Raw genomic sequence first — 10,810 nt, 5'->3', positions numbered from 1 at the left:
GGCAATAAACAAATCAACAGGTCGTGTTACTGGGACGCCTGGGTACAATGATGCAGGTACCAAAAGCGGTATCGAAGTTTGTGTCAATGATGGACCAAATTGGGCTTGCAAAAACAGCTTAAGCCTGCCGGTATCGAATACAAACCGTCGCCCCGCACTATCAGGAACTCCAGCAAATGGGAAAGAAGGTGTTGCGTATAGCTTCATCCCTAGTGCAGCAGATCCAGATGGAGACATACTTAACTATTCTATTGATTGGCATGGCAGCAAACCTAGCTGGGCGACATTTAATTCCTCGACAGGTGAAATCAGCGGGACACCAACTAATGAAGCGCAAACTTATATCGGTATTGAAATGTGCGTTAATGATGGCGATCTTTGGGCTTGTATTGATGATCTAACTATCAGCATCAACCGCCGCCCCGAACTATCAGGAACTCCAGCAAATTGGAAAGAAGGTGTTGCGTATAGCTTCATCCCTACTGCAGCAGATCCAGATGGAGACATACTTAACTATACTATTGATTGGCATGGCAGCAAACCTAGCTGGGCGACATTTAATTCCTCGACAGGTGAAATCAGCGGGACACCAACTAATGAAGCGCAGACTTATATCGGAATTGAAATGTGCGTTAATGATGGCGATCTTTGGGCTTGTATCGATGATCTTACTCTAACAATTGAACAGTTAGATTTTTCATCTGCTATTACCACAATGAGGAATATAGTCGAAGCGACAGCACCTGAAGTAACTAGCGAAGACGTTAGGGAGCTAATTACGTCAGCAAATAATCTCCCTGTGCAGGGTGCAAGCCTTAGCAAAAATCAATTAGCACATGTACGTAAATATTGGCAAGATCAGTTTATTTTGGCTATGTACTATGCGAAGAGTTGTACTACATCTCCAAGTCCCGATAACTGTAATGATACCAGAGTTGCACTTCAAAATGCGCTTTCTAGTTTCGAAAATTATTCAAACTATGGCAAAGTTGTTCACGTAGTTAATAACAAAGAAATTACAACTAGATTTGATGATATGTACATTTACGGTACTGATTTTTGGACACGACAAATTGCAATTCCCAAATCGGTAGTAGGTATATTAACTTTATTGCATGGTACAGATTTAGAACAAAGTATTAATTACCCGCAGAGTATCGCTAACCTCAATAAGTCTTCGAATATTGGAATGTCCACAAAACATAATTCCAATGACGCTGACTATGTATATTTGCAAACTATGTACTCAGTGCTAGGGCTAGCTACAGACAAACAAAACTTAGCATTTTATAAGGATAAATTAACCGGAACAGATGATGATTGTTCTGGGTGGGAAGGTGGTGTTGCACGAAAATCAACATGTATATTTTTAAACGGATTTAAAGCAGACAGAACTTTTAGCCAACATAACCAAACAGTGAATAACCAAGTCGCTAGGCAGATAGATGCTGGCAACTATGGTAGTGTGTTACTAAAGAGTCTTACGAATGCGCTAACAATTATTCATGAGTTACCCTATTCTGATGAAACAGGTTTTAAAAATAAGATTCTAGCGGCAGCTGATCAAATGGAAAAACACCTGTTAGGTAGTTATGGTTGGATGAGCTATGCTGGGCGTTTTGATCTTCATACTATCTCCAGAAAAATTACCCAAAAGCAAGATAATTATCAATTGGATGTTGGTGATAACAGTGTATTAAATGGGGCAATAGATATAATCGATTCAATAAAATATGCTTCAATTCCTACTCCTGATGTGCTCCTTGAGTTAAAAACACGGGCGAAACCAGTTCAAACTAACCAAACTCGTGAAAATGTTAACGGTAATGAGTTAAATAAGGCACATTTTATAGGAAATAGAAATTTTTGGCATAGCGACATCATGGTCCAAATGGGTGACATTAATAACAGTCCATATTATTCATCAGTGAGAGGAATTTCACCTCGAACTATAGGTTCAGAATCTCATAATGGTGAAGGCTTAAAAAATTACTTTATGGGCGCAGGCACTCATTTTCTCATGAAAAGTGGCAATGAATATATAAAGAAAATTGATGGACTTCTTAAAACTGATTACAGTTATATTCAACCAGTGTGGGATTGGAACCGTTTACCAGGCATAACAGCTAGACCAATAGTAGATTTCCCTGAAATAGATGAAGGCAAAAATGCAGAGGGAGCAAACACATTTGTAGGTGGAGTTAGTGACCATCAATTTGGGGCTTTTTTTGCTGATATTAGCCGTAATGGTATAGACGATAATAAAGTTACAGATGCAAAAAAAAGTTGGATATATTTCAACAATGCAATTATTTCACAAGGAAGCCACATAAATGCTAGCTGCACAGAGGAACCATGTAACAAAGTTATTACGTCTGTTGAGCAATCACTTTATGACAGCTCCGATGTTACTTATAGTATCAGCGGAAATGAAGAGATAATAGCTGCCGGCAATGCTGGCAGCTATACTGGTAATATTGAATGGGTTAAACACAATGGTACCCTATACTACTTTCCTCAAGTAAGCGGTGTTGCTCAAAAAATTCACTTACAAGTACAGGAGCAAACCGGAAACTGGTCAGCTATAGGACCTGTAACTGGTGAAGCTACACTGAAGGTATTTAGCCTATGGATTGAGCATGAAAACAATTCTAATCAAAGTTATCGATATATGATTGCTCCCATAGCAGATAGTAGCAGCATCGATGAATTAAATAGAATTACAAGTTTAACCACTACTAATGTGCATGCAGCATATAATGATCGACGAACATATTTACTAGCGCATAATGCAATGAGCAATAATGTATCTAGTAATAATAATATTCAAGTCAAATTAACATCACCTGGTGCACTTTTAATTACATCAAAAAGTGAGGGTAGTAACGAATTTGATATTCACATATCGGACCCAAGTCAAACATTAGATGCTGTAACATTTGAATTAATGGGATCATACGAAATAGTTGATAGCCAATTAAAGTATGTAGGAGTTGAAGGCCAGACTAGCGGACTTATTATCTCTTCAGAACAGTCATTAGATTTATCTCGAACAATATTCACAGTTCCAACACCTCAAGGAGAAAATAATAAAGGTAGAACTATTTCTGCATCAATTAGAGCTAACTAAACAGAAATTAATCTGAATTCAGTTGTTCTATAGTGAATAAAAAAAGCCCGATTAGAAATATTCGGGCTTTTCAATGGATGTTTATATGTAGTAATAGAGCCACGACAAAGTTGCTCGATAATTCTACCGTCAGACTCCCTTGGAAGTCACACTACTACAGTTAATCTTTAAAGCGCATCCAGAGGCCACCATGCTTGGGTGCGTTTTTTCCTTCTAAGTCTGTTACTACATCACCTTCAGCATTAAATCGAGCCGAATTAGAAAAGTCATCAACACTACTTTCTGTATCGCATTCACAATCGTTAGGGTCGGTATTCATGATTATGTCTAGCATTAACTGTCCGACAGCTTTAGTTGCATTTCCAAGTACTTCAAATGGGGTCATTTATCGCTCCTTTTTACCTTTTTGACTAACCTTTACCTTTTTGACTAACCTTTGTCTTATTGTGTCTTGTTTAAAAGAAGTAATCTATAAGAGCAATTATTACAAACACATTTTAAATTAGGTTCAGAAAAGCCGCTTGCGCGGCTGCGTACCGAAATACGACTATCGATTCCAGGCTGATAAGACCCTGTGCCACCACAGCAACGTCCATTTAACCAGTATCTTTTACATTAAAAATACCTTCTAGTAGATAATTTAGCATAATTAACTGGTTAAAGTAGACCTTAAAAATAAAATTAATGGACTCTACTTGTTAAATAGCAATAAAGTTCATAGTGAGTAAAATAATTACATATTATCTAGAGTCTGTACTGAGCGAGCAATGGTTATTAACACCTTTTGAAATTGTTAGCTTGATTTTACAAAACAGGCGTTTAGCCAACTAATTTCTGCCTAAAATGTGTTAACGTAAATATTAACCTTCAAAGTTAAGCACTTAAGCCTATTGCTGTTTTGATGCGGAATTAATATTATCAATGATACTGACCCCATTTAATTAGAGGGGAAGAACCTAATTGATGTTGAATTAGTAAGGATAAACTAATTTTGATTTGTATAGTAGAAATCCTCCACCAAATGCAGCAAGGTGCAACTGCCCCTTACCTTTGCTTGGCTGATAATGGTAGAAAGTATGTAATCAAACGGCAGAGAGCTGGTTTTGAAGGTTGCATTAAAGAGTGGTTGTTTGGCAACTTGGGACAGAATATTGGTTTACCTATACCTAGCTGCGAACTAGTTTATGTTGATGGCTCATTGTTGGAATACAATGATGACTATCAGTTTGAAATTGGTGAAGGAATGGCGTTTGGTTCAGAGCATATTTCAGACTTACAGGAAGTCAATTATCAGCAGCTTCAAGTTTTTTCTAAAAATATATTACAAGATTTGTATGTTTTTGATTATTGGATACGTAACGCTGATAGAAACTTAACGGAATTATCTGGCAACCCTAATTTATTCTACCAACAATCAAATTTAGACGTGATTGTATTGGATCATAACTTGGCGTTTGATAAAGAGTTTTTGATTGAAAACCATCACAAACTACACGTTAGTAGCCAATTTTGGCCTGCTCAAATTGATTATGAATTACAGCAAAGTTATGAAGAAAGAATAAAACGAGCGTTGACTAGCTGGGATGATTTAATCGAAGATATTCCTGATGATTGGAAAGAAGGTGTAGATAATTTTGATGGTCTAATAGACGAAATAAAGCTAATATTAAATGAATATCAAAACAAACAATTTTGGGAGGAGCTGAAATGAATGACAACAAAAATTTAACGTCTAAGAATAATGTACAGTGCATATACGCCGTTGTTCGATTTATGCCCTTTGCCGAAACTAGAGAATTTGCCAATGTTGGTGTTGTAGTAATAGCCCCCAAATTAGGTTTATATGACTTCAAATTAGCACCTAAGTCATTTAAAAGAGTTACTCATTTTTTTGATGATTTAGATGGGGTTGTATATAAGCATGCTATTGAAGGTTTTGAAGAAGAACTTAAAAGAATTAGGAATTACCTAGCGCATAACCATGTTCAAGGTAAAAACTTAGTTGATTACTTTAAAGAAGTTACCAGAACCAGAGAGTCTGTTTTGCATTTTGGTGAAATAGGAACTTTGTTGACCGACAATATCAATATTGCATTAGACAAGCTATATGAACGATTAATCGGTCGCAATTTCGCTGAAAGTAAGGAATATAAAGAACAGTTAATGGTTCGAGCTTTGAAGAAACAATTAACGTCTAAATTACCTTCCGGTGTTCGTTATACTAAACAGAACCTTAAAGCTGGCATATTTGATATTTCTGTTCCTTTAGTAACGAAAATTGATAAGGATTATCGAATTATTAGACCATTAGCGTTTGAACAAAAAAATGTGTTACTTGCTATGGAACATGGAGAAACTTGGATTAGTCGATTGAAGAAATTGATTGATTCTGATGTAGTTCAAGCAGAAAAATCATTAGTTGCATTTGAAAAGCCTGTTCATCGTAAGCATGAGTTCATGAAAGTGTATGAAGACGTTGTCGGAGAAATCAAGAACCTTGGTGCATTAGCTAAAGATTATGGTGATACAGAAAGTATCGTTCAGTTTGCCTCCGCTGATCTTTCACCTGAAAGTGTTGAAAATGGATTTCAGCATTAATTAATTTAAAACTTTGGTTATTCATATTGAAAAGCTTAGGAATTCCCTAAGCTTTTTTCGTTTAAGGGAGAGAAGGCGCAACTACATTTTTATTAGCTCCTTATAACCTTCACTCGACGCCCTGAAATTTCAACTTTTATATTTGTATAAATTCAAGCTCATTCCTGTTTAAATTTGAATTAATGTGAACTGCCCGTTTTCACGATAAAGTTAGGAACTAGCATTTGAAGCTAAACGGCTCAAAATGGTACTTTAATGTGGGATTCCGCTATAGCGTCTAAATAGAAAAATCTTCCAGTATACATAAATTTATGCTTAGTATTTCTACGTAAAAAAATAAATTCACTGTCAATTCAAATTAACTTAACCATTTGATATCTAAGGTAAATAATTTGATTTTATTTTTGTGGTAATCGTAACTTATTGTTTTTAAATTAGTAAATTAAATTTAATATTAATTTTTTTGAGGCATCCATAGAAGTTCTTAATCACGATACATTAATACCCATGTTTTATTTGTTTTTAAAAGGTGGATATTGATGTTATCTACATTCCTGACGAGAGAAGAACTAGTTCAGTTAACAGGAGCTAAAATTAGAACCTCTCAATTAAAACAACTTGCCCTACAAGGCTTTGATTTTGTAATTGGCCGTGACGGCCACCCAAGAGTACTCAGAAGTGCGGTTGAACAAAGGTTAGGTATCACTAAAAGTCGAAAGGTAGACAAAGAGCCTATACTGTTTGATAACGTTGGAGGGAATGAAAATGGGTAGAAAGCGTTCGCAGGAGAATATTCATCTGCCTAAAGGAATGATTTTTAATAAAAAAGGGGGGGCTTACTATTACCGCTGTAAAGGACAAAAAGACATTCGGCTAGGTAAGACCTTCACTGAAGCTCTTATAGCTTACGAAAGGCTTACAGAGGTTGTTAGCTCGTTGCTTACAATGAATGATGTAATCAACCGATACTTAGTTGATGTTTCCCCTTTAAAAACTAAATCAACATACGACGAAGATATTAGAATCGCTAATAAGTTACGAGATGCTTTTGGTCACTTTTTACCATGTCAAGTAAAAGCAAAGCATGCGAGACAGTACCTAGATCTGCGAGCGAAAGAAGGAGCACCAATAGCGGGTAACAGAGAATATGCGCTTTGGTCTTCAATAATGACATCTGCATTTAATTGGGGAATTATTGAGGAACAACCATTTTTAAAAGCAGGAATAAAAAAGCATCCAGAAAAACCAAGAGATAGGTTTGTAACAGATCAAGAAGTAATAGCTTTTCTAAACCACGCACCTATATGGCTTCAGCTTTATGTTCAACTTAAATTAGCAACAGGCCTTCGACAAAGAGATATGTTAGCTCTTAATAATACGCACTGGACAGAGCTTGAAGGCTTACGAGTAGGAACGTCTAAAACATCGGTAAGAATTCTATTTGAACCTACCACTTACTTAGAAAATATTATTGGGAAGATAAAAACCATAAATGGTTATACATCAAAGGGAATTCCAAAGTTCAAATGGCATTTTTTTGAAAATAGGTATCATAAGCCTTACACCGAAGATGGCTTTGGAACTATGTGGAGACGTTATATGGACAAAGCATTAGACTCCGGACAACTTAAAGAACGTTTTCAAGAACGGGATTTAAGAAGGAAAGCTGCACAAAGTTGTAAATCAATGGTTGACGCAAATCAGCTGCTAGGTCACCGAAACTATTCTACAACTAAGAATATTTACCTTAATGGTTTCCAGAGGGTTAAGCCCTTATCGCCTTATGATGATTCGGATAATGAACAAAAGATTGAAAAAAAATAATTAAGTAGGCATTATCTGGACATGATCTTTAAAGGATTAAAGATTTAATTCGCTAGGGATTTATTAATAAGAAAATAGCGGATTTTTGTAGGAAACAGTGCGTTTTGTAGGAAAGAAAAAAGCCCCAGCATTGCTGAGGCTCTTTGTAAATGGTGCCGACTGCCGGAGTCGAACTGGCGACCTACTGATTACAAGTCAGTTGCTCTACCAACTGAGCTAAGTCGGCACACAAAGGCTGTGTGCGATAAAACTATTCTATTGAATGATTTACCTTGGCACCGAATCAATGTTTGTTGATTAACATAACACTCATTCTAAATGATGGTGCCTCGACCCGGAATCGAACCAGGGACACGAGGATTTTCAATCCTCTGCTCTACCGACTGAGCTATCGAGGCACATTGATAATACTAAATACTATCTTTGTACTTGTCTTTTTGGCTTCGCCTTGAAGACGGGGCGTATTAAACTGTTTTTCGTTTCTTGCGTCAACCCTTTTTTTTCAAAAAATGTTTGTTTGGTGTTTTTTTCTTCGCATTGTTGCCATTTGAAGCGAATATCGGTTGATATTATAGCTAATGATGATTGAATTAATCATATTAGCTATAATTTAAAGCGGCGTTTATTTTTGCTCTGGCGTGTAGCCTTCGATATTTGGTTCGATATTGTTGAATAAAAAATCGACCATCGACTTTTCTAGCACCGTGCGATCATCAGGGTTCATCATATTCATTTTATGTTCATTAATCAGCATCGTTTGTTTTTTTTGCCAATCTGTCCATGCTTCTTGACTGATGTTTTCGAAAATACGTTTACCAACGTCTCCTGGGTACAATTGAAAGGCTAAACCTGGCGCTTCTTTTTGTAACTTTTGGCAAAAAACCATTCTACTCATAATTGTTCTCTATCAAAGTGCATTGAATTTGCGCGCATTATAACGTGACTGGCTTAAATTTTCTTGGCTTTTTACAAAGGTACAGCTAAGTAATATCGCTTGTTAGAGCGTCTGACTTTAGAAATTGAGTAAATAAACAAGCGCTGAATAATATGCTGTTTTAACGTCACAATATATTCAGTGTCCGGTTGTCCGTACATTCGTTAAGTGTCCGTAACTTAGGTGTCCGCGGACACTTTTTATACAGGGTGGTGTATTTAAAATCATTTAAAAACAATGGGTTGTCATGGTGGTACATTGTCTGCTTTATCAAGTCAGCACTGACAGATGAGGAAAATTAATGATCAGGGATACTAGCCAACAAGATACGCAAGTCGTTTCAAAAAACTCAAACAAAGTAAAGAAATTTGCATATATTGCGATCATAGGCGCGATTTTGTTCGTTGCTTGGCAAGCGACATCTTCTTGGTTAAGCGCAGATAAAAGCATTGCGCGTGACCAATTAAAATTAGCGATAGTAGAACGTGGCGACTTATTAAGAGATATCGTTGCTTCAGGAAAAATTGTCGCAGCAAATGCCCCAATCGTTTATAGCCCAGAGCAAGGGTTAGTTACGTTGAAAGTGAAACCTGGAGATATGGTTGAACTTGGACAAAAAGTGGCAGAAATAGATAGCCCACAACTGATGGCAACCCTTGGACAGCAAAAAACCTTGGTTCAGCGCTTAAGTTCAGCATTAAACCGTGAAAAGTTAGCTTCGCGCAGAAAGCAGCTTGAGTATCAGCAAAAACTTGAATTAGCCAAGGTTGATCTTGCAGCAGCAGAGCGTGAAGCTCGTCGCGCTAATCAATCTATTGAGCGTAATATTATTAGTCAAATTGATTTTGAACAAGCACAAGATGAGCTTTCAAAATCACGTTTACGTACCCAGCATGCAGAACAAGAAGCAACACTGGCTATTGATACATTAGCGTTCGAAGTTGAAAACAAGGCATTAGAACTTAAAGCCGAGCAGCAACGCTTAACGGAGTTACAAAGAAAGGTTGATGAGCTCGATATCATGTCGCCAGTGAACGGTATTGTTGGTAACTGGTTAGTTGAGCAAAAAGCCAAAGTCAATAATAACGATTCTTTGATGATGATCGTTGATTTATCTGCCTATGAAGCTGAGTTGCAAGTACCAGAAGCATATGCTGATGAGCTGGGCTTAGGTATGACAGTAGAGGTGAGCATGGCAGGTAAAACATTATACGGCCAGTTAGCGTCAATTTCACCCGAGGTAATTGGCAATCAAGTGACGGCAAGAGTGCGTATGGATAAAACACAAGGTGCAGGATTAAGACAAAACCAACGTGTGAGTGCTCGCATTATCTTGGAGCAAAAAGACAATGTATTAATGGTGCGTAGAGGTCAGTTTTATCAAAGTGGAGCAGGCAAGTTAGCTTACTTGGTACATGATGATTCTGCTGAACGAATTGCGATTGAAAGTGGCGCAACAAGTATGAGCCATATCGAAATTGTAAAAGGGGCAAAAGAAGGTGACACCTTAGTCATTTCAAGCCTAGAACTTTTTGATGATAAAGCGCGTGTATTGCTTTATTAATCCGATTAAAAATAAAAAACTATGGAGAACAGTATGTTAGTAATGTCAGATATTAATAAAGTGTATCAAACGGAATTAGTGCAAACCCACGCGTTACGTGATTTTAACTTAACAGTAAAAGAGGGAGAATTTATTGCAGTTACTGGGCCTTCAGGCTCAGGTAAAACCACTTTTTTAAATATTGCTGGTTTATTAGAAAATATTTCATCAGGTGATTACCAACTTGATGGTCAAAGTATTGTTGGGTTAAGTGATAAAGAACTTTCACGTTTAAGAAATGAAAAAATTGGCTTTATCTTTCAAGGGTTTAATCTTATTCCTGATTTAAACCTATTTGAAAATGTTGATGTGCCATTACGGTATCGCGGATTCAGTACTAAAGAGCGAAAAGAAAAAATTGAGCATGCGCTTGAACTGGTTGGGTTGGCATCGCGAATGAAACATTTACCGTCACAGTTATCGGGTGGGCAGCAGCAACGGGTTGCCATTGCAAGAGCATTAGCAGGTGAGCCTAAGTTTTTATTAGCGGATGAGCCAACCGGTAACCTTGACAGTTTAATGGCAAAACAAGTGATGGAACTATTAGAAAAAATAAACAAACAAGGCACTACTATCGTCATGGTAACACACGATGCTGAACTTGCCCGTAGAGCGGAGCGTAATATTCAGATCGTTGATGGGCAACTTTGTGACTTTACCATGTACCAAGGTGGCGCAACCGCAAAAGACCAGGAAGCAATCGCCTAAAAGGCTAAGGAAA

General features: G+C 37.1%; 9 protein-coding genes and 2 tRNA genes. 7 read left to right on the top strand and 4 right to left on the bottom strand.

Annotation, left to right across the window (positions count from 1 at the left end; genetic code table 11):
• The coding region (locus BI291_RS12825) for a polysaccharide lyase family 8 super-sandwich domain-containing protein (protein WP_175573126.1) at positions 1–3,130 on the top strand (3,130 nt) is incomplete at its 5' end.
• A 160-nt stretch (positions 3,131–3,290) separates the two neighbouring features.
• Here the strand turns inward: BI291_RS12825 and BI291_RS12820 are convergent.
• Positions 3,291–3,515, bottom strand: a complete 225-nt coding sequence (locus BI291_RS12820) for a hypothetical protein (RefSeq protein ID WP_074499166.1) — start codon at positions 3,513–3,515, stop codon at positions 3,291–3,293.
• Positions 3,516–4,121: 606 nt separating this feature from the next.
• On the opposite strand from BI291_RS12820, the gene BI291_RS12815 reads away from it, so the two are divergent.
• The 4 genes from BI291_RS12815 to BI291_RS12800 all read left to right on the top strand — a co-directional run bounded on the left by BI291_RS12815 (position 4,122) and on the right by BI291_RS12800 (position 7,552).
• Positions 4,122–4,841 (top strand): HipA family kinase, encoded by a 720-nt coding sequence (locus BI291_RS12815; protein WP_139302616.1) that lies wholly within the window; start codon positions 4,122–4,124, stop codon positions 4,839–4,841.
• Complete coding sequence (locus tag BI291_RS12810) at positions 4,838–5,728, top strand: DUF3037 domain-containing protein (protein ID WP_074499164.1); 891 nt, start codon at positions 4,838–4,840, stop codon at positions 5,726–5,728. Before BI291_RS12815 ends, BI291_RS12810 begins: the two co-directional genes overlap by 4 nt.
• Before the next feature lie 539 nt (positions 5,729–6,267).
• Positions 6,268–6,501: a DUF4224 domain-containing protein gene (locus BI291_RS12805; protein ID WP_074499163.1), complete on the top strand. Its 234-nt coding sequence runs from the start codon at positions 6,268–6,270 to the stop codon at positions 6,499–6,501.
• A complete protein-coding gene (locus tag BI291_RS12800) occupies positions 6,494–7,552 on the top strand; it encodes a tyrosine-type recombinase/integrase (protein ID WP_074499162.1) in 1,059 nt (352 codons plus the stop codon). Before BI291_RS12805 ends, BI291_RS12800 begins: the two co-directional genes overlap by 8 nt.
• 150 nt (positions 7,553–7,702) lie before the next feature.
• Here BI291_RS12800 and BI291_RS12795 read toward each other — a convergent pair.
• The 3 genes from BI291_RS12795 to BI291_RS12785 form a co-directional block, all read right to left on the bottom strand.
• Positions 7,703–7,778: transfer RNA gene (locus BI291_RS12795), tRNA-Thr, on the bottom strand.
• 96 nt (positions 7,779–7,874) lie between these two features.
• Positions 7,875–7,950 (bottom strand) — tRNA-Phe (locus BI291_RS12790).
• A gap of 224 nt (positions 7,951–8,174) precedes the next feature.
• Entirely contained in the window at positions 8,175–8,447 is a 273-nt protein-coding gene (locus BI291_RS12785) for an oxidative damage protection protein (RefSeq protein ID WP_074499161.1), read from the bottom strand.
• A gap of 340 nt (positions 8,448–8,787) precedes the next feature.
• On the opposite strand from BI291_RS12785, the gene BI291_RS12780 reads away from it, so the two are divergent.
• The gene (locus tag BI291_RS12780; protein WP_074499160.1) at positions 8,788–10,050 is read left to right on the top strand and encodes an efflux RND transporter periplasmic adaptor subunit; all 1,263 of its coding nucleotides are present in this window, start codon (positions 8,788–8,790) and stop codon (positions 10,048–10,050) included.
• A 33-nt stretch (positions 10,051–10,083) separates the two neighbouring features.
• A complete protein-coding gene (locus BI291_RS12775; protein ID WP_074499159.1) occupies positions 10,084–10,797 on the top strand; it encodes an ABC transporter ATP-binding protein in 714 nt (237 codons plus the stop codon).
• Positions 10,798–10,810 lie beyond the last annotated feature (13 nt).

It is taken from the genome of Thalassotalea sp. PP2-459, from assembly GCF_001913705.1.
Taxonomy (GTDB): domain Bacteria; phylum Pseudomonadota; class Gammaproteobacteria; order Enterobacterales; family Alteromonadaceae; genus Thalassotalea_C; species Thalassotalea_C hakodatensis.
The sequence above is the reverse complement of the archived record's forward strand: the minus strand, read 5'-3'. Positions and strand labels throughout refer to the sequence as shown.